This window comes from Phenylobacterium sp. (assembly GCF_013911965.1).
Lineage (GTDB): Bacteria > Pseudomonadota > Alphaproteobacteria > Caulobacterales > Caulobacteraceae > Phenylobacterium.
The window spans coordinates 87,865-106,463 of sequence record NZ_JACESE010000006.1 but is presented as its reverse complement, the minus strand read 5'-3'; the positions used below and the strand labels follow the sequence as shown (position 1 = coordinate 106,463).

Genomic DNA, 18,599 nt, shown 5'->3' with positions numbered 1-18,599 from the left:
ATGGCCGCTTACGAATTCATCGACCACAAGTTCGACGTCGTCGTCGTGGGCGCCGGCGGGTCGGGCCTGCGCGCGGCGCTGGGCTGCGCCCAGGCCGGGCTGAAGACCGCCTGCGTGACCAAGGTCTTCCCGACGCGCTCGCACACCGTCGCCGCCCAGGGCGGCATCTCCGCCAGCCTCGGCAACATGGGCGAGGACGACTGGCGCTGGCACATGTACGACACCGTCAAGGGGTCGGACTGGCTGGGCGATCAGGACGCCATCGAATACCTGTGCCGCAACGCGCCGGCCGCCGTCTATGAACTCGAGCACTGGGGCGTGCCCTTCTCGCGCACCGAGGACGGCAAGATCTACCAGCGCGCCTTCGGCGGCATGACCAAGAACTACGGCGAGGCCCCGATCCAGCGCACCTGCGCGGCGGCCGACCGCACCGGTCACGCCATGCTGCACACCATGTATGGCCAGTCGCTGGCCAACGACACCGAGTTCTTCATCGAGTACTTCGCCCTCGACCTGATCATGGACGACGGCGTCTGCCGGGGCGTCACCGCCTGGAAGCTGGACGACGGCACCCTGCACCGCTTCCAGGCCCAGCTCGTCATCCTGGCCACCGGCGGCTACGGCCGGGCCTATTTCTCCTGCACCAGCGCCCACACCTGCACCGGCGACGGCAACGCCATGGTGCTGCGCGCCGGCCTCCCCCTGCAGGACATGGAGTTCGTGCAGTTCCACCCCACCGGCATCTACGGCGCCGGCTGCCTGATCACCGAGGGCGCCCGGGGCGAAGGCGGCTATCTGACCAATTCCGAGGGCGAGCGCTTCATGGAGCGCTATGCGCCGTCGGTGAAGGACCTCGCGCCGCGGGACATGGTCAGCCGGGCCATGACCATCGAGATCCGCGAAGGCCGCGGCGTGGGTCCGAACAAGGACCACATCTTCCTGCACCTGGACCACCTGGACCCCAAGGTGCTGCACCAGCGCCTGCCGGGCATCTCCGAAAGCGCCCGCATCTTCTCGGGCGTGGACGTGACCAAGGCCCCGATCCCGGTGCTGCCGACCGTGCACTACAACATGGGCGGCATCCCGACGAACTTCTATTCCGAGGTGGTCACCCGCGACGGCGACGATCCGGACAAGGTGATCCCCGGCCTGATGGCCGTGGGCGAGGCGGCCTGCGTGTCGGTGCACGGCGCCAACCGCCTGGGCTCCAACTCGCTGATCGACCTGGTGGTGTTCGGCCGCTCGGCCGCCCTGCGCGCCGCCGACATCCTCACCCCCGGCGCCAAGCAGCCGGAGCTCAAGCCGGCGCACACCGAGGCGCACCTGGAACGGCTCGACCGCCTGCGCAACGCCAAGGGCGGCACGCCGACGGCGCAACTGCGCCTCGACATGCAGCGGGCCATGCAGGAGGACGCCGCGGTGTTCCGCACGGGCGAGAGCCTGGCCTCGGGCGTCGCGCGCCTGCAGAAGATCCAGGACCAGCGCGGCGACATCCAGGTCACCGATCGGGGCATGATCTGGAACACCGACCTCGTCGAGACGCTCGAGTTCGACAACCTGATCGGCCAGGCCGCCGTGACGGTGAACGGCGCCCTGAACCGCACCGAGAGCCGCGGCGCCCACGCCCGCGAGGACTATCCGGACCGCGACGACGACAACTGGATGAAGCACACGCTCGCCTGGTTCGACGACGCCACCGGCAAGGTGCGCCTCGACGACCGTCCGGTGCACAGCTTCACCATGACCAACGACATCGCCTACATCCCGCCCAAGGCGCGGGTGTACTGATGCCCGCGCCGGTGGCCGCCTCCGTCCTTTCCTCCTCGTCCCGGACCGGCGCCGCCGCGCGCGCGCCGTCCGCCATCGCCTAGGGATAGCCTCCGATGGTCCAACTCTCCCTGCCGAAGAACTCCCAGGTCCAGAAGGGCCGGCACTTCCCGGCCCCGGCCGGCGCCAAGACGGTCAAGACCTTCAAGGTCTACCGCTACGATCCCGAGGGGACCGAGAACCCCCGCTGGGACACCTACGACGTGGATGTCGACGCCTGCGGCCCCATGGTCCTGGACGTGCTGATCCACATCAAGAACACCATGGATCCGACGCTCGCCTTCCGGCGCTCGTGCCGGGAAGGGGTCTGCGGCTCCTGCGCCATGAACATCGGCGGCCGCAACACGCTGGCCTGCACGCACGGCTGGGACGAGGTCCCGGGCAAGGAGTGCCAGATCAGCCCCCTGCCGCAGATGCCGGTGGTCAAGGACCTGGTTCCCGACCTGACCATGTTCTACGCCCAGTACGCCTCCATCGAGCCGTGGCTGCACACCACCACGCCCGAACCGCAGACCGAGTGGCGCCAGACGCCCGAGGACCGCGAGAAGCTGGACGGCCTCTACGAGTGCATCCTGTGCGCCTGCTGCACCACCTCCTGCCCCAGCTACTGGTGGAACGGGGAGAAGTACCTCGGTCCGGCCACCCTGCTCCACGCCTACCGCTGGATCATCGACAGCCGCGACGAGGCGACGGGCGAGCGGCTTGACGCGCTCGAAGACCCGTTCAAGCTCTATCGCTGCCACACGATCATGAACTGCGCGCAGGTCTGCCCGAAGGGCCTGAACCCGGCCAAGGCGATCGCCGAGGTCAAGAAGATGCTGGCCGACCGCGTGGTCTAAAGACGGGCGCCCTGCTTTTCCCAAGTTGACGCAGGCGTCATTTTTCTGCATCGGGGGAGGAGCATGAGTGATTTGGGCGCACACGTGGTGATCCTGGGGGCGGGGCATGCCGGCGGCACGGCCGCGGCCCTGCTGCGCCAGTATGGCCATACGGGGAAGATCACCCTGGTGGGCGAGGAGCCGATCCCGCCCTATCAGCGGCCGCCGCTCTCCAAGGCCTGGCTGAAGGGCGAGGCCGACGCCGACTCCCTGGCGCTCAAGCCGCTCGCGTTCTACGCCGAGCACGACATCGATTTCCGGCCCAGCACCCGGGCGGTGAAGATCGCGCGCGCCGACAAGGTCGTGACGCTGCAGAATGGCGAGACGCTCTCCTACGACATCCTGATCCTCGCCACCGGCGCGCGGGCCATCAAGCTGCCGGTCGAGGGCGCCGACCTGGCGGGTCTCCTGGAGCTGCGCACCGCCGCCGACGCCGAGGCGCTGAAGGCCGCCGTCGGTCCGGGCAAGCGCCTGGCCGTGGTGGGCGGCGGCTATATCGGGCTGGAGGTCGCCGCCTCCGGCCGCGCGCTCGGCGCCGAGGTCGTGGTGATCGAGCGCGAGCCGCGCCTGCTGGCCCGCGTGGCCTGCGAGGCGCTGTCGGACTTCTTCCGCGGCTATCATGAAAAGAACGGCGTCACCTTCGAGCTGGGCGCCACCGTCGCCGGCTTCGAAGGGCAGGACGGCCACGTCACCGGCGTAAAGCTGCAGGACGGCCGCGTCATCGCCTGCGACGCCGTGGTGATCGGGGTGGGCGCGACGCCCAATGACGAGATCGCCGCCGAGGCGGGGCTGGAAACCGCCCGCGGCATCGTGGTGGACCTGGAGGCGCGGACCTCCGATCCCTCCGTCTTCGCGATCGGCGACGTGACGCACCGGCCGATGCCGATCTACGACCGCATGTTCCGCATGGAGAGCGTGCCCAACGCCCTGGAACAGGCCAAGCAGGCCGCCTGCGCCATCACCGGCCGCCCCGCCCCGGCGGGCGAGGTGCCCTGGCAGTGGTCGGACCAGTACGACCTGAAGCTCCAGATCGCCGGCTACGCCTTCGACGTGGACGAGGTTCTGCTGCGGGGGGACTCGGCCAGCGGGAAGTTCGCCGTCTTCCACCTGAAGGGCGATCAGATCCAGTCCGTGGAGGCGATCAACTCGCCCCCGGAATTCATGATGGGCAAGCAGCTGATCGGGAACCGCAAAGCGGTCTCGAAGGCGAAGCTCGCCGATCCGACGGTTTCAATGAAAGAGGTCGTCGCCTAAGGCGGCGCGAAAGGGAGTCATGGCCAAGATCACCTACATCGAGCACGACGGCACCGAGCACGTCGTGGACGTGAAGACCGGGCTCACGGTGATGGAAGGCGCGGTCAAGAACAACATTCCGGGCATCGACGCCGACTGCGGCGGCGCCTGCGCCTGCGCGACCTGCCACGTCTATGTGGACGAGGCCTGGCGCGACAAGACCGGCTCCACCTCGGCCATGGAGGAGTCGATGCTCGACTTCGCCGAGAACGTCGAACCCAACAGCCGCCTGTCCTGCCAGATCAAGGTCAGCGACGAGCTGGACGGCCTCGTCGTCCGGATGCCGGAAAGCCAGCACTGATCGGGCGGGCTGCGGCCGGGGCCGCAGCCGCCGCCGACTGAGATCGCGAACGCCGGGACTCTGCGCCCGGCGTTTCTGCGTGCGCGGCCTGCGCGGGCCTTACGCGTCTCCGCGCGACCACGAGGGGACGAAGGAGAGCCGGAGCCCGCGCGACGGCGCTGAAGGCGCCTGGACCTAGAACTCCAGTTCGCGGTGGCTGCCGGCCTCGGCCTGGGCCAGTTCGGGCAGGTGGCAGGTGAAGGTGGCGCCGTTGCCCGGCTCGCTCTCCAGGGCCACCCAGCCGCCGTGCAGCTCGGTCAGCGCCTTGACCAGGGCCAGGCCGAGGCCCGGCCCGCCCCGTTCGCGGCCGACGAAGCGGTCGAAGATGTGGGCCTGGACGTGGAAGGGGATGCCCCGGCCCGTGTCGCTGACCTGCAGCTTGACCTCGCCCAGGGCGCGCCGGGCCGAGACCGTCACCTTGCCCTCGGGCGGGGTCTGGCGGATGGCGTTCTCGATCAGGTGATCCATGATCTGGCCCAGGCGGTGGGCGTCGGCGCGGATGACGCCGATGTCGTCGGCATGCTCCACCGCCAGCGCGACCCGCCCGGCCTCGGCTTCCCGCGCCCAGCGCGCGGCGGACTGGGCGAGCAGATCGGCGACGCGGACATCCTCAAGGTCCAGCGCCATCTCGTCGGCGTCGATCTGGGCCATGTCGAGCACGTCGTCGATCGAGCGCGCCAGCTGGGTGGCGGCCAGGCGCACGGCCGCCGCGTGGCTGCGGCCGCGCTCCGACAGGTTCTCGCCCGAGCGTTCCAGCAGCTCGGAATAGCCGATGATCGTCGTCAGCGGCGTGCGCAGTTCGTAGGAGACGTTGCCGACGAAATCGCGCTTCAGCCGCTCGGCGTCGGCCAGCGCGGCCGAGCGGTCGGCGAGCGCGCTCTCCAGCTTGCGCGCGTCGGTGACGTCGGTGAAGGCGATCAGGGTGGCCCCGTCCGGCAGCGGCCGCGACTGATAGTTCACGATGCGGGAGTCGGACGTCTTCACCTCGCCGGACATGGGGGCCCGTGCGCTCGGATCGGGATCGGCCACCCGGCCCTTCAACTCGCGCCAGAAGCCGAGATCGTGCAGGCGCGGCACGCAGAGCTCGACCACACCCTCGAAGTCGCCGGCCAGGTCGAGCTGGGTGGGGGTGACGTTCCAGAACCGCTCGAAGGCCTCGTTGTGCAGGCGCAGGCGCCCGTCGGAGCCGAACACGGCGACGGCGTCGTTCAGCTTGTCGAGCGTGGCCTGCTGCACCTGGATCAGGGCGTTGTACTGCGCCTTGAGCTTCAGCTCGTCGGTGATGTCGGAGAAGAGCAGCAGGACCCCGCCCATCGGGTGGGGCTGGCGCACCACGCGCAGGGTGCGGCCGTCGGGCAGGCTCCACAGGTCGTCGGGGCTGGCGTCCAGCGCCTCGTAGCGGCCCAGCTCGGCGGCCTTCCAGCGCCCGTAGTCGGCGGTCTCGGGCAGGCGGCGGCGCTGCCGCAGGCGGTCCAGCAGTTCGCCATGCGAGGGCTGCTCGGCCAGCCAGGCCGGCTCCAGGCCCCACAGCTCGGCGAAGGCCGTGTTGTGGAAGATCATCTTCTTGCTGGGGCCGAAGATGGCGACGGCGTCGGCGATGTGGTTGAGCGTCTCGTCGTGGGCGGCCACGTGGCGCTTCAGCGCCTCGCGCATCTCCTCGGTCTCGGTGACGTCCTCGGCCCAGACCCCGACGCCGCCGCCCTCCAGCGGGCGGGCGGTGATGTGGAAGGCCCGGCGACGTCCGCCGACCGTCAGCCAGCGGGTGGTCTCCCGCACCTGGGCGAGATTGGCCGCTTCGCTCGCCAGTTCGTCGGCCGCCTTGTCGAAGGTGAGGTCGCGGCTGGCGGCGTCGTCAAGGCTGACGGCGTCCACCGCGGCGAGCCAGGCGGCGTTCACCCAGACCGGCGAACCATCGGCCGAGGCGATCCAGGCCGGGCCGGTGCGGGCGTCGAGGAAGGCGGCGAAACGCGGGGCGGTGGGCAGGCCGGCGTCGTCGCCGATCACCGCCGACAGACGCAGCCAGGCGATCGCACCGGCGGCCCGGCCTTCGACGGCGACGACGCCTTCCGGCCCGCGGGCCTCGAAGGCGCAGGCCTCGCCGCGTTCGAACAGGGCGCGCAGACGCCGCGCATGGTCGGGATCGGCCCGCATCAGGGCGTTGACCAGGCCCTGGGCGTCGGCCGTCTCCAGGCCGAGCGCCGCAGCGCAGACGGCCAGGCTCTCCTCGCCCGAGGCCAGGATGGCGCGGCCGTCCTCCACCGCCAGCAGGGCGGAGTCGAAGGCCTCCACGGAGGACTGGGCCACCTCGGCCTGGGTCTCCAGCGCCGCGACCCGGGCCTGCAGGGCCGACAGCCGCATCCGACCCTGCCGCTGCTGGGCCAGGGCCCACAGGGTTGCGCAGATGGCCAGACAGACCGCGCCGGCGGCCGCAGCCAGGATCAGTTCGTGCGCGTTCATCACCACTCCATCGGCGTCCGTCCACGCCGATGCGAATCACCCAGGATCAACCATAAGACCCAAATTCGTACGCCGCACGCGCGCTCCGTTCACAGAGCTCCGAGATTGCGCGAGAATGGCGCCATGACCGCCATCCTCTATCCCGTCGCGCCCGACGCTGCGGCGGCCCTGGGCGGACCGCTGGGCCGCGCGGCGCGCGAGCGCGAGGCCAGCCGCCTGGCCGGCGGCGAACGCGTGAGCTTCGTCACCCAGGGGGTCGGGCCCGAATACGCCGCCCGTGAGGCTGCGCTGGACGCCCATGCCGGCCGGGTGGAGGACGACCGGCCGGGCCGGACCCTGACCCTGCCGCCGGAGGACCGCTTCTGCCGGCTGGTGGAGCTGGCGGCGCCCGTGCGCGGTCGCCGGCGCCTGCCCGCGCCGCTGGCGCCCAGCTTCCAGGACGGCCGGCGCTGGCCCGAGGCGCCGGCGGCGCCCGTGGCGACGGTCTGGCGTCTTCAGGTCTCCTACTGGCGGGTCGGAGACGGGCCCGACCTCTCCGATGCGCCCCAGGCCCGGCAGCAGCGCAAGGCCGGCGAGGCCGACCGCGACACCCTGAAGGCCCTCACGCGCCAGCCGCTGCGCGCCGTGCGCCCGCAGCAGCCCCTCGACATCGGCCTCTTCGAGGTCCGCCGGCCCGAAGCGCCCCATTCGGTGATGCCTGACGAATGAGCCGCGCGCCCAGCCTCGACGACTTCGCCGCCCTGGCCGAAGCCGCCTTCGCCCGCCTGCCCGAGGAATTCCGGCGGATGACGGGCCACGTCATCTTCCGGGTCGACGACTTCCCCGACGAGGAGGTGCTGAACGAGCTCGGGATCGAGGATCCCTTCGAGCTGACGGGCCTCTATCACGGGGTCGATCTGGCGCGCCGTTCGGTGCTGGATCCGGCGACCCAGCCGTCGATGGTCTTCCTCTACCGGCGGCCGATCCTGGACGAGTGGGCGGCGCGCGGGGACGTCAGCCTGGAGGACCTCGTCTCCCACGTTCTCGTCCACGAGATCGGTCATCACTTCGGCCTGTCCGACGAGCAGATCGAGGCGATCGAGGCCGCCGCCGACTGAACCTCCCGCGGCCGGCGCGGCGCCGTTACGTCAGGATGAACAACCGGTTACGAAAGGTGACGCCCCCGTCATCTTCGTTGACTGAACGCCGTTCATCTGCGATCCTTCCCGGAGATCAAAGGGCCAGCCCGCACCGGCGCGGGCCGGCAACCAGAGCCCGATCGATCTTCAGGAGGACGAAGCCATGGCCGCCGACGGCAACATCACCAAGGACATCATCTACGACGCCGTCGCCCCCGACGACTTCGAGTCGATGCTGGAGCTGGACCGCTACAACGCGCGCTCCACGGCCTTCGACAAGATCATCTCGGCCACCCACGACCATTTCTGGGATCCGCTCGACAAGAAGTACATCGACTTCTCCGAGCCCTTCGACATGGAAAACGAGATGATCCTGCCCGAGGACATGATCATCTCCATGTCCACGGACTACGTCTCCAACCACCTGTCGGACTGGAAGACCCGCGTCCGCTTCGTGAACCAGTCGGCCCTGCGCTCCTTCTCCTCCATCCTGCACGGCGAGCAGGGGGCGCTGAACCTGTCGGCCAGCCTGTGCCACGTGCTGAAGGACCAGGGCGCGCAGGAATACGCCGCCAACCAGACCCGTGAAGAAGCCCGCCACGTCACGGCCTTCGCCAAGTACATCAAGGCCCGCTGGGGCCGTCCGGTGGAATGCGGCCCGACGCTGAAGACCCTGCTGGTGGAGATCATCGGCAGCCCGGAGGTCTACAAGAAGATCATCGGCATGCAGATGCTGGTGGAAGGCCTGGCCATGGGCGCTTTCGCCACCTTCTTCAACAACATCAACGATCCGACCGGCAAGAAGCTCCTTCAGCTGGTCATGACGGATGAAGCCTTCCACCACAAGTTCGGGAAGATCTGGGCCGACCGGACCATCCCGCACCTGAACGCCGAAGAGCACGCCATCATCGAGGACTGGGCGGCCCACTGCTTCCAGACCCTGCTCTTCAACCTGGTCTCCCCCAGCCAGCAGCGCGACCTCTATGAGGAGTTCGGCCTGGATCCGGACAAGGTGATCGCCGAGATGGCCGAGATGGTCACCGACGAGACCCGCCGGGAGAACATGAAGGAGCAGACCAACATCTTCCGCGTGCTGGTGAAGACCCTGCTCAACGCGGGCATCATCACCGACCGCACGCGGGCCTTCTACGCCACCTATGTGGACATGGACGAGCTGAAGGCCGAAGGCGACCGGATGGTCGGCGACGACATCGCCGAGGAGGGCATCAAGTACCTCCAGGAGATCAACTTCAAGGACCGCATGGCCGCCCCGGTGACCATCGCGGCCGAATAGGGCCGCCGCCCTTTCCATCTCATCGACCTTCGCCCGCCGGACCCGTCCGGCGGGCGTTTTCTTTCGGCGGCGGGGCGTCCTCTCCGAAAATTGACGCGGGCGTCACGGTTTCCTTTGACGAACGCCGGTCAACGAGTCAGGCTTGGGCCCAAGCACAGAGCCGCCCATCCGTCGCGACAGCGGGACCTGGTCCCGAAATGCGGATCAAGGGCGCCGGCAAGCCCACATCATTCCTGGAGGAACGCATGGCCGCCGACGGCAACATCACCAAGGACCTCATCTACGAAGCCGTCGCGCCCGACGACTTCGAGTCCATGCTCGACCTGGACCGCTACAATTCGCGCTCCACGGCCTTCGACAAGATCATCTCGGCGACCCACGACCACTTCTGGGATCCGCTCGACAAGAAGTACATCGACTTCGACGAGCCCTGGGACATGGACAACGAGCCCCTGGTGCCCGAGGAGCTGAACGTCGCCCTGCAGACCGACTATGTCCGCAACCACCTCAGCGATCCGAGCCTGCGGGCCCAGTTCATCAACAAGTCGCTGCTGCGGTCCTTCTCCTCGATCCTGCACGGCGAGCAGGGCGCGCTGAACCTGTCGGCCAGCCTGTGCCACGTGCTGCTGGACCAGGGCGCGCAGGAGTACGCCGCCAACCAGACCCGCGAAGAAGCCCGCCACGTCACGGCCTTCGCCAAGTACATCAAGGCCCGCTGGGGCCGGCCGGTGGAATGCTCCAAGGTCCTTCAGGACCTGCTGGTCGACATCATCGGCAGCCCTGAGGTCTACAAGAAGATCATCGGCATGCAGATGCTGGTCGAGGGCCTGGCCATGGGCGCCTTCGCCACCTTCTACCAGAAGCTCAACGACCCGCTGGGCCGCAAGCTGATGCAGCTCGTCATGACCGACGAGGCCTTCCACCACAAGTTCGGGAAGATCTGGGCCGACCGGACCATTCCGAAGCTGACCCAGCAGGAACACGAGATCATCGAGGATTGGGCGGCCCACTGCTTCCAGGTCCTGCTCTTCAACCTCGTCTCGCCCAGCGAGCAGCGCGACCTCTATGAGGAGTTCGGCCTCGATCCCGACAAGGTGCTGGAAGAGATCCAGAAGCTGGCCACCGACGAGGCCCGCCGCGAGGACATGAAGGAATCGACCAACATCTTCCGGGTGTTGATCAAGACCCTGCTGAACGCCGGCATCATCACCGACCGCACCAAGGCCTTCTACGGCATGTATGTCGACATGGACGAGCTGAAGTCCGAGGGCGACCGCATGGTCGGCGACGACATCGCCGAGGAGGGGATCGTCTATCTCCAGGCCATCAACTTCAAGGACCGGGCGCTCAAGCCCGTGACCATCGCGGCGGAGTAGGTCGCGAACGTCGATCGAATGAAGAGGGGCGGGTCTTTGGGCCCGCCCTTTTTCTAGCTGCCGACCCCAGGAACCCCATGGCCTTCTGGACACTCATCGCCGTTGGATTGGCGGCGGCCTATCTCCTCGGCTCCGTCCCGACGGGGTATCTGGCCGGGCGACTGCTCAAAGGCATCGACATCCGGGAGTACGGCTCCAAGTCCACTGGCGCGACAAACGTCCTGCGAACCCTGGGTTCATGGCCGTTTGCGGTGGTCCTCTCCTTGGATGTCTTGAAGGGGGCCATGTCGGTCATCCTCGTCCGCGAGGTCGTTGCCTGGACCTATGCCCGCCAGAGCATTACGCCGCCGTCGGTGGCGGACCTCGGCACGCTCACGTCTTGGACCATCTGTCTTGCGGGTCTTGCTGCGCTTGTGGGGCACGCCCGTCCGGTCTGGCTGAGGTTCAACGGCGGCAAGTCCGTCGCAGCGGGACTTGGTGTGCTGCTGGCGATGTCATGGCCGGTCGGTCTGGGGGGCTTGGCGGTGTTCGGGCTCACGCTGGCCCTCTTTCGGATCATGTCTCTCGGCTCGATGGCTGCAGCAGTTACAGCGATCGTCCTGGTCTGCGCACTGGAGCATCCGCTTCCCTACCGCCTCTTTGTCATCGCAGGCGGCCTCTTCGTGATCGTCCGCCACGACGCCAACATCCGCCGTCTTCTTGCGGGAACTGAACCCAGCGTAGGGCGGAGCGCAGCGCCAGACAGTCGTTGAGGGTTGTTCACAGGCGCCATCGCCCGAAACCCTTTGACGAACAGCGTTCACCCCGTGAGCGTGTGGTCGACGAGCGCCCGCGTCAGACGGGCGCCGCAGGGAGGATATCCATGGCCGCCGACGGCAACATCACCAAGGACGTCATGTACGGGGCCGTGGCCCCCGACGACTTCGAGTCCATGCTGGAGCTGGACCGCTACAACGCCCGCTCCACCGCCTTCGACAAGATCATCTCGGCCACGCACGACCACTTCTGGGACCCGCTGGATCCGAAGTACATCGACTTCGACGAGCCCTTCGACATGGAAAACGAGCCCATGATCGACGAGGCCCAGCAGCCCCTGCTGCGGCTGCCCTATATCGCCGAGACGCTGAAGGACCCGAAGGAGAAGGTCCGCTTCATCAACTACATGCAGCTGCGCAACTTCTCCTCCATCCTGCATGGGGAGCAGGGGGCGCTGAACCTGTCGGCCAGCCTCTGCCACGTGCTGAAGGATCAGGGCGCCCAGGAGTACGCGGCCAACCAGACGCGCGAGGAAGCCCGCCACGTCACCGCCTTCGCCAGGTACATCAAGGCCCGCTGGGGCCGGCCCACCGAATGCGGCGCGGCGCTGAAGTCCCTGCTGATCGAGATCATCGAAGCGCCGGAGGTCTATAAGAAGGTCGTCGGCATGCAGATGCTGGTCGAGGGCCTGGCCATGGGGGCCTTCGCCAACGGCTACAAGAACAACCGCGACCCCCTGGCCAGGAAGCTTTTCCAGCTGGTGATGACCGACGAGGCCTTCCACCACAAGTTCGGGAAGATCTGGGCCGACCGGACGGTGCCGCACCTCTCCGAAGCCGAGCGCAACATCATGGAGGACTGGACCGCCCACTGCGCCCAGAAGCTCCTGTTCGACCGCGGCGATCCCCGCCAGCAGGCCGAGATCTACGGCCAGTTCGGCCTCGATCCTGAGCGGGTGGTCGCCGATATCGTCCAGCGCCGCAAGGAGCGCGATGCCAACCGCAAGTTCACGGGCGAGACCAACATCTTCCGCGTGCTGGTGAAGACCCTGCTGAACGCCGGCCTGATCACCGACCGCACCCGCGGCTTCTACGCCATGTATGTCGACATGGACGAACTGGCCGGCGAGGGCGAGCGGATGGTGGGCGACGACATCGCCGAGGACGGCATCCGCTACCTGCAGGCGATCAACTTCAAGGACCGCGCCGCCGCGCCGGTGACCATCGCGGCGGAATAGCCAAATTTCGGAGAGGCCGCGCCTTTCCGCTCAACCTTCCAGGCGCCCGTGAGTTAGGCTCGCGGGCGCCTTCATTTCGTCGCCCGCATCCCGTAAGGCATTCGCGCATGTCGAACCCGAACCCGCTTCGTCCGCCCCGGCGGGCGCTCGCCGCGCCGGCCGCCGCCCTCCTCCTGCTCGCCCTTCCGGCCCAGGCCGCCCAGGCGCCCGAGCCCGTCCGCGAGGTGGAGCTCACCAAGATGACCGGCCGCTGGTACGAGGTGGCCCGCACGCCCAACGCCATGCAGAAGGACTGCGAGGCCGCCACCTCCGACTGGGCGCTCGACGGCAAGGGTTATGACGTCGTCCAGACCTGTCGCCGCGGCTCGCCCGACGGACCGAAGAAGGAATGGAAGGCCAGCGCCGCCATCACCGACCCGGTCAAGAAGGCGAAGTTCAAGCTCAGCTTCTTCGGCGGGGTGGTGAACCAGGAGTACTGGATCCTCGACCACCGCACCGACCAGGGCTGGCTGATCATGGGCACGCCGGGCGGCAACTATGTCTGGCTGATGTCCAAGGCGCCGCAACTGGCCGCCAGCGCCCGCAGCCAGGCCCTCGCCCGCATCAGGCAGCTCGGCTACGACGTCAGCAAACTCGAGTTCCCGGAACAGCCGGGCAAGTGAAGCGGCCTTGAGCCGCGCCGGCGGCCCTTGATTTCGGAACACATGCGGAACATGGTGGCGGCATGGACCTCGTCCTGACCACCTGCGCGCCGGCTTCGCGGCCGGAGATCACCCAGGCCGTCACCCGCGGCGCGGCGCGTCTGCTGGCGGCTCTGGGCTATGCGCCGCTCACCGAGGTCTGCCTGCCCAACGGCCGCCGCGCCGACCTGATGGCGCTCGGTCGCCGAGGCGATCTCTACATCGTCGAGGTGAAGTCCAGCCTCGAGGACTTCCGCACCGACGGAAAGTGGCATGAGTACGCGCCCTATTGCGACGCCTTCGCCTTCGCCGTGGCGCCGGAGTTCCCGCGCGAGGTGCTGCCGCCCGATCCCGGCCTGATCGTGGCCGACGCCTTCGGCGGCGAGGTCCTGCGCGAACCTGCGGTGGCGAGCCTGGCCGGCGCCCGGCGAAAGGCGCTGACCGTCGCCTTCGGCCGCCTGGCCGCCCTGCGCGCCGTGGGCGGCGGCAGCGAACTCCTGACGCCCTAGCGCGGCGCCCGCTTGGCCAGGATCCGCTGCAGGGTCCGGCGATGCATGTTCAGCCGGCGCGCGGTCTCGGAGACATTGTGGCCGCAGAGCTCGTAGACCCGCTGGATGTGCTCCCAGCGCACGCGGTCGGCGCTCATCGGGTTCTCCGGCGGGGCCGGCGCATCGCCGGGCAGGGCGAGCAGGGCGCGGGCGACATCGTCGGCGTCGGCGGGTTTGGAGAGGTAGTCCACCGCCCCGGCCTTCACCGCGGCCACGGCGGTGGCGATGTTGCCGTAGCCGGTCAGCATGATGACCTTGGAATCGGGCCGGGCTTCGCGCATGGCCTCCACCACCTGCAGGCCGGTTCCGTCCTCCAGGCGCATGTCGAGGACGGCGAAGGCGGGCGGAAAGACCTTCACCGCCGCCAGCGCCTCGGTGACGCTGCCCACCAGGACGGGTTCGAAGCCCCGACCTTCCAGGGCGCGGCCCAGACGCGTGCGCAAGGCGCTGTCGTCGTCCATGAGCAACAGGCTCTTGTCCGGCAACGCGTCGATCTGGGCGCTCAAATCGGTCATTCCTGCCACCCGCGCGTGCGGGCCTCCCTCACAGCGTGTGCTGATACTGTCGTGCGCTGACATAGTTCGGCAAGTCCCCCGCCGTGTCAGCCATGGATCGCCTCCACCTTCTCGCGAGGCCAGCGGACCGAGACGACGGCTCCGCGGGGACGCCCGTTCTGGAAAGTCACGGTGGCGCCTGTCCGTTCCAGGAGGGTCTTCGAAATGAAGAAGCCCAGCCCCATCCCGATGTGGCCCGTCCGCGATCCTTCGGCGCCCGGCCGGCTGGTGACATAGGGCTCGCCGAGACGCGCCAGGATCTCCGGCGCGAAGCCGGGCCCGTCGTCGCGCACCTCGACGGTGATCGTTTCGGCGTCGAAGCGCGCCGTGACCAGCACCTCGGAGGCCGCGAAGTCGACGGCGTTCTCGACGAAGGAGGAGACGGCGTGGGTCACCTCCGGCATTCGGATGAGGGCCGGCTTCTTCACGCCCGGCGCGCCGGTGACGATGGCTTCCAGGCGCACGCCCTTGACCTCGCGGTGGGGCTCGATGACTTCCTGCAGCAGCTGCAGAAGGCTCATCCGCTCATGGACCTCGTCGGAGGCGTCGGGCGTCTGGGTCAGCCGGGTGAGAATCTCCCGGCAGCGCTGGGCCTGGGCCATGAGCAGCTCGGCGTCCTCCTTGACCTGCCCGTCGGTCGCTTCGCGGGCCATCTCCTTGGCCACGATGGCGATGGTGGCGAGCGGCGTGCCCAGTTCGTGCGCGGCCGCCGCGGCCAGGGCGCCGAGGGCCGAGAGACGGCGTTCGCGCGCCAGCACCGCCTGCGTCACGTCCAGCGCCAGGGCCCGGCGGGCGGTCTCCTGGGCGGCTTCGCGCACATAGCTGGCCGTCACGCCCAGTCCGCCCAGCAGCGCGCCCAGGGCGCCGAGCCGGTAGCTGAAGGGCAGGTGCAGCGCCGCGCCGTCCGGACCGGGCAGGGGAAGGGAGGCGAAGGTGAGCGCCAGGGCGCAGGCCGCCGCGCCGCCCGTGAGGGCCAGGATTGCGCTGAGGGGCTGGGTGGCGGCCGCCAGGGCCACCGGGGCCACCATCATGATGACGAACGGATTGACGATGCCGCCGGTCAGGAAGACCAGGGCCGAGACCTGGACGACGTCGAAGCCGAGCTGGACGGCGGCCTCGGTGGGGCTCAGCAGACGCTGGCCCGGGGTCGCGATCCCCACCAGCAGATTGGCCCAGGCGGCCAGTCCCACGAGGGCGAAGCAGAGCGCGTAGGGCGCGGCGAAGTCCAGGGTCGTGGCCGCGAGCGTCAGCAGGGCGGCCTCGCCGGCCACCAGCACCCACCGGAGGGTCACCACCGTGCGGACCCGCAGGCGGCCCTGCTTCAGGACGGCCTCGTCCCAGGCGAGCTCACCTTGCAGCAGGGCGGTGCTTTGCCTATCGAGACCCAAGGGGTCCTTCAGACCCGCCGATCCGTCGTTCTTCAAGGCCATACGCTGCGAGGATCACCGAGATCGGCGGCCAAGGCGAGCCCCCGGACCGCATTTTTCAATTTCCCGGACAAGGCCCATGTCGAAACGTTCCTGGATCATCGTCGCCCTGGTGGCCATCCTCGGCCTGGCCGTGGGCGCCGCCCTTTTCTGGCGGGCCGGCGGACCGGCGAGCGGCGTGGTCGCCTCCTCGGGACAAGCCGACGTCGGCGGTCCGTTCGAGCTGGTGAACCAGGACGGCCAGCCGGTCGACGAATCGGTGCTCAAGGGCAAGTGGAGCGTCGTCTTCTTCGGCTTCACCTACTGCCCGGACATCTGCCCCTCCACCCTGCAGGCGGTGGCCGTGGCCGAGGAGCAGCTCGGCCCGCGGGCCGACGAGCTGCAGACCGTGTTCATCTCCGTCGATCCGGAGCGCGACACGCCCGAGCAGCTCAAGACCTATCTGTCGCTCGACGCCTTCCCCGACGACGTCATGGGCCTGACGGGCACGCCCGAACAGGTGGCCCAGGCCGCCAAGGCCTATCACGCCTATTACCGGAAGAACGGCGAGGGGCCGGACTATTCGGTCGACCATTCCACGGCGGCCTACCTGATGGATCCGCAGGGGCGGTTCAACCGGGTCCTGGCCTATGGCCTGCCGCCCGAGGAGATGGCGCGCCTGATCCGCGAGGCCATGCAGCAGGGCTGACGCGCGACCATGCATCCTTGACGGGGTGGACTCCGTTAAGCCGCCACATGATATGTTGCGGCGCACAAGGACGTTTCGCAGATGCTCTACACCCTGCACGAGACCGGTTATTACGGCGCCACGCCGCTGCGCCTGGCCGCGCTGGCGACCCGGAACTTCTGGTCAAGCCCCCTCAACCCGGCGCGTGACACCGATTTCGGCCGTCGCGTCTTCGCCACCGCAGACCTCGTGTCGAACCTCACCCGCCGCTACCGGCAGCCGGACTGGGGGATCGACTCCGTCACGATCGACGGCGAGGCGGTGAAGGTGCGTCCGCACACGGTGTGGAGCTCGCCCTGGGTGAAGCTCACCCACTTCGCCCGCGACATGGCCGACATGCGCAAGGCCGGCCGCAACCGGCTGGAGCCGGCCGTGCTGATCGTCGCCCCCCTGTCAGGCCACTACGCCACGCTGCTCCGCGGCACGGTTCAGGCCTTCCTCCAGGACCACGAGGTCTACATCACCGAGTGGCAGAACGCCCGTTCCGTGCCGGTGATGGAGGGCCGCTTCGACTTCCACGACTATCTCGACCACGTGCGCGAGATGCTGCGCTTCCTGGGCCCGCGGCCGCACGTCGTGGCCGTCTGCCAGCCGGGGCCGCCCGTGCTGGCCGCGGCCGCCCTGATGGCCGAGGACGAGGAGGAGAGCCGCCCGGCCTCCATGACCTTCATGGGCTCGCCCATCGATGCGCGCTTCTCGCCGACGGTGACCAACAGGCTCGCCGAGGAGCGGCCCTTCGCCTGGTTCGCCTCGAACATGATCTACACCGTGCCGCCGCCCTATCCGGGCATGGGCCGGCGCGTCTATCCGGGCTTCGTCCAGCTCTACGCCTTCATGTCGATGAACATCGAGCGGCACCAGGAGGCGCATCTGCGCTACCTGCAGCACCTCATGGAGGACGACGGGGATTCCGCCGAGAAGCACCTGGAATTCTATGACGAGTACCTCTCGGTCCTCGACCTGACGGAAGAGTTCTATCTCCAGACCGTCGACTACGTCTTCCAGCGCTACCTGCTGCCCAAGGGCGAACTCGTCCATCGCGGGCGGCTGGTCGATCCGGGCAAGATCACCGACGTGGCCCTGCTGACGGTGGAGGGCGAGAAGGACGACATCTCCGGCATCGGCCAGACCCAGGCCGCCCATGCGCTCTGCGCCGGCCTGCCGGACGCCCTCAAGGCCGACTACGTGCAGCCCCATGTGGGCCACTACGGGGTCTTCAACGGCCGCCGCTTCCGCGAGGAGATCTATCCGCGGGTGCGGGCCTTCATCGCCGAGCACGAAAGCCGCTTCGACAAGTCGCGCGCCGCCGCCTAGATTCGGCCGGACATGAGTCCCTTCGGCCGTCCCTTCGCCGACGGCGACCGGCTGGAGATCGCCGGCGCCGTCGTCCGCCTGAAAGTCCACCCGCGCGCCCGCCGCATCTCGCTGCGTCTCGACCGGACGCAGCGCGAGGTCGTGGCCACCGCCCCCTCCGCCCGCCGCCTTTCCGAAGCGGCGAACTTCGCACGCGAGCGGATCGACTGGATCTGCGCGCGGCTGGCCGAGCTTCCGGCCCCGCGGCCCCTGGCGCCCGGCCGTCAGCTGCGCCTGTTCGGCGAGGCCTATGTTCTCGCCCGCAGCGAGGGGCGGGCCAGGCGCCTCGTTCCGGACGGCGGCGAGCCGGGCCGCCTGCTGGCGCCCGGCGAGGGCGAGGTCTTCGCCAGGGGGGCGCTGCGCCTGATCAAGCGCGAGGCCCTGGCCGGCCTCACGCGGCTGACCGAGCGCCATGCCGGGTCCCTGGGCGAGCCGACCCCGGAGATCCGCGTGATGGACGCCCGGTCCCGCTGGGGCTCCTGCAAGCCGGGCGCCGGGCGGACTCCGAGCGTGATCCGCTATTCCTGGCGCCTTGCGCTGGCGCCGCTTTCGGTGGCCGACTATGTGGCGGCCCATGAATGCGCCCACCTGCGCGAGCTGAACCACGGCCCGCGCTTCTGGGCTCTGGTGCATGATCTGGTCGGCGATCCGGCGCCGCAGCGGGCCTGGCTGCGCGAGCATGGGGCGAGGCTCCACGCCGTCGGCGCCGGCTGAGGGCCATCGGGAGAGGGGCG

At 68.9% G+C, this 18,599-nt stretch carries 18 protein-coding genes; 15 read left to right on the top strand and 3 right to left on the bottom strand.

Annotated features, from left to right (window positions below):
• The 4 genes from sdhA to H2041_RS08040 all read left to right on the top strand — a co-directional run bounded on the left by sdhA (position 1) and on the right by H2041_RS08040 (position 4,299).
• Positions 1-1,788, top strand: a complete 1,788-nt coding sequence (gene sdhA / locus H2041_RS08055; RefSeq protein WP_293411417.1) for a succinate dehydrogenase flavoprotein subunit — start codon at positions 1-3, stop codon at positions 1,786-1,788.
• Positions 1,789-1,883: 95 nt separating this feature from the next.
• Entirely contained in the window at positions 1,884-2,666 is a 783-nt protein-coding gene (locus H2041_RS08050) for a succinate dehydrogenase iron-sulfur subunit (protein ID WP_293411414.1), read from the top strand.
• Positions 2,667-2,729: 63 nt separating this feature from the next.
• On the top strand, positions 2,730-3,959 hold the full coding sequence (locus tag H2041_RS08045) for an FAD-dependent oxidoreductase (protein ID WP_293411411.1): 1,230 nt from the start codon (positions 2,730-2,732) through the stop codon (positions 3,957-3,959).
• Between the two features lie 19 nt (positions 3,960-3,978).
• Positions 3,979-4,299 carry a 2Fe-2S iron-sulfur cluster-binding protein gene (locus H2041_RS08040; protein ID WP_293411408.1) on the top strand — a complete coding sequence of 107 codons (321 nt, stop codon included), beginning with the start codon at positions 3,979-3,981 and terminating at the stop codon, positions 4,297-4,299.
• Between the two features lie 174 nt (positions 4,300-4,473).
• Here the strand turns inward: H2041_RS08040 and H2041_RS08035 are convergent, their stop codons facing one another.
• Positions 4,474-6,795 (bottom strand): PAS domain-containing sensor histidine kinase, encoded by a 2,322-nt coding sequence (locus H2041_RS08035; protein WP_293411406.1) that lies wholly within the window; start codon positions 6,793-6,795, stop codon positions 4,474-4,476.
• A gap of 123 nt (positions 6,796-6,918) precedes the next feature.
• Here H2041_RS08035 and H2041_RS08030 point away from each other — a divergent pair, with 123 nt between their 5' ends.
• The 8 genes from H2041_RS08030 (at position 6,919) to mmcB (ending at position 13,765) form a co-directional block, all read left to right on the top strand.
• Positions 6,919-7,503, top strand: a complete 585-nt coding sequence (locus H2041_RS08030) for a hypothetical protein (RefSeq protein WP_293411403.1) — start codon at positions 6,919-6,921, stop codon at positions 7,501-7,503.
• Positions 7,500-7,892, top strand: coding sequence for a metallopeptidase family protein (locus H2041_RS08025; protein ID WP_293411400.1), 393 nt, complete (start codon positions 7,500-7,502; stop codon positions 7,890-7,892). Before H2041_RS08030 ends, H2041_RS08025 begins: the two co-directional genes overlap by 4 nt.
• Before the next feature lie 184 nt (positions 7,893-8,076).
• A complete protein-coding gene (locus tag H2041_RS08020) occupies positions 8,077-9,207 on the top strand; it encodes a ferritin-like domain-containing protein (protein ID WP_293411397.1) in 1,131 nt (376 codons plus the stop codon).
• Positions 9,208-9,452: 245 nt separating this feature from the next.
• Positions 9,453-10,583: a ferritin-like domain-containing protein gene (locus H2041_RS08015; RefSeq protein WP_293411618.1), complete on the top strand. Its 1,131-nt coding sequence runs from the start codon at positions 9,453-9,455 to the stop codon at positions 10,581-10,583.
• Positions 10,584-10,660: 77 nt separating this feature from the next.
• Complete coding sequence (gene plsY / locus H2041_RS08010; RefSeq protein ID WP_293411394.1) at positions 10,661-11,335, top strand: glycerol-3-phosphate 1-O-acyltransferase PlsY; 675 nt, start codon at positions 10,661-10,663, stop codon at positions 11,333-11,335.
• A gap of 110 nt (positions 11,336-11,445) precedes the next feature.
• A complete protein-coding gene (locus H2041_RS08005; protein ID WP_293411391.1) occupies positions 11,446-12,576 on the top strand; it encodes a ferritin-like domain-containing protein in 1,131 nt (376 codons plus the stop codon).
• Positions 12,577-12,683: 107 nt separating this feature from the next.
• On the top strand, positions 12,684-13,238 hold the full coding sequence (locus H2041_RS08000; protein WP_293411388.1) for a lipocalin family protein: 555 nt from the start codon (positions 12,684-12,686) through the stop codon (positions 13,236-13,238).
• Positions 13,239-13,300: 62 nt separating this feature from the next.
• A complete protein-coding gene (gene mmcB / locus H2041_RS07995; protein WP_293411385.1) occupies positions 13,301-13,765 on the top strand; it encodes a DNA repair putative endonuclease MmcB in 465 nt (154 codons plus the stop codon).
• Here the strand turns inward: mmcB and H2041_RS07990 are convergent.
• Together H2041_RS07990 and H2041_RS07985 are read right to left on the bottom strand one after the other, a co-directional pair.
• On the bottom strand, positions 13,762-14,319 hold the full coding sequence (locus H2041_RS07990) for an ActR/PrrA/RegA family redox response regulator transcription factor (protein ID WP_293411382.1): 558 nt from the start codon (positions 14,317-14,319) through the stop codon (positions 13,762-13,764). The two genes, mmcB and H2041_RS07990, sit on opposite strands and share 4 nt — an antisense overlap.
• Before the next feature lie 86 nt (positions 14,320-14,405).
• Complete coding sequence (locus H2041_RS07985; RefSeq protein ID WP_293411379.1) at positions 14,406-15,788, bottom strand: ActS/PrrB/RegB family redox-sensitive histidine kinase; 1,383 nt, start codon at positions 15,786-15,788, stop codon at positions 14,406-14,408.
• Between the two features lie 76 nt (positions 15,789-15,864).
• Between H2041_RS07985 and H2041_RS07980 the strand changes: the two genes are divergently transcribed.
• The 3 genes from H2041_RS07980 (at position 15,865) to H2041_RS07970 (ending at position 18,579) form a co-directional block, all read left to right on the top strand.
• Positions 15,865-16,473 (top strand): SCO family protein, encoded by a 609-nt coding sequence (locus H2041_RS07980; RefSeq protein ID WP_293411376.1) that lies wholly within the window; start codon positions 15,865-15,867, stop codon positions 16,471-16,473.
• A gap of 81 nt (positions 16,474-16,554) precedes the next feature.
• Positions 16,555-17,826 carry a polyhydroxyalkanoate depolymerase gene (locus tag H2041_RS07975; protein WP_293411374.1) on the top strand — a complete coding sequence of 424 codons (1,272 nt, stop codon included), beginning with the start codon at positions 16,555-16,557 and terminating at the stop codon, positions 17,824-17,826.
• A 12-nt stretch (positions 17,827-17,838) separates the two neighbouring features.
• Complete coding sequence (locus H2041_RS07970) at positions 17,839-18,579, top strand: M48 family metallopeptidase (protein ID WP_293411371.1); 741 nt, start codon at positions 17,839-17,841, stop codon at positions 18,577-18,579.
• The last annotated feature ends 20 nt before the right edge of the window (positions 18,580-18,599 follow it).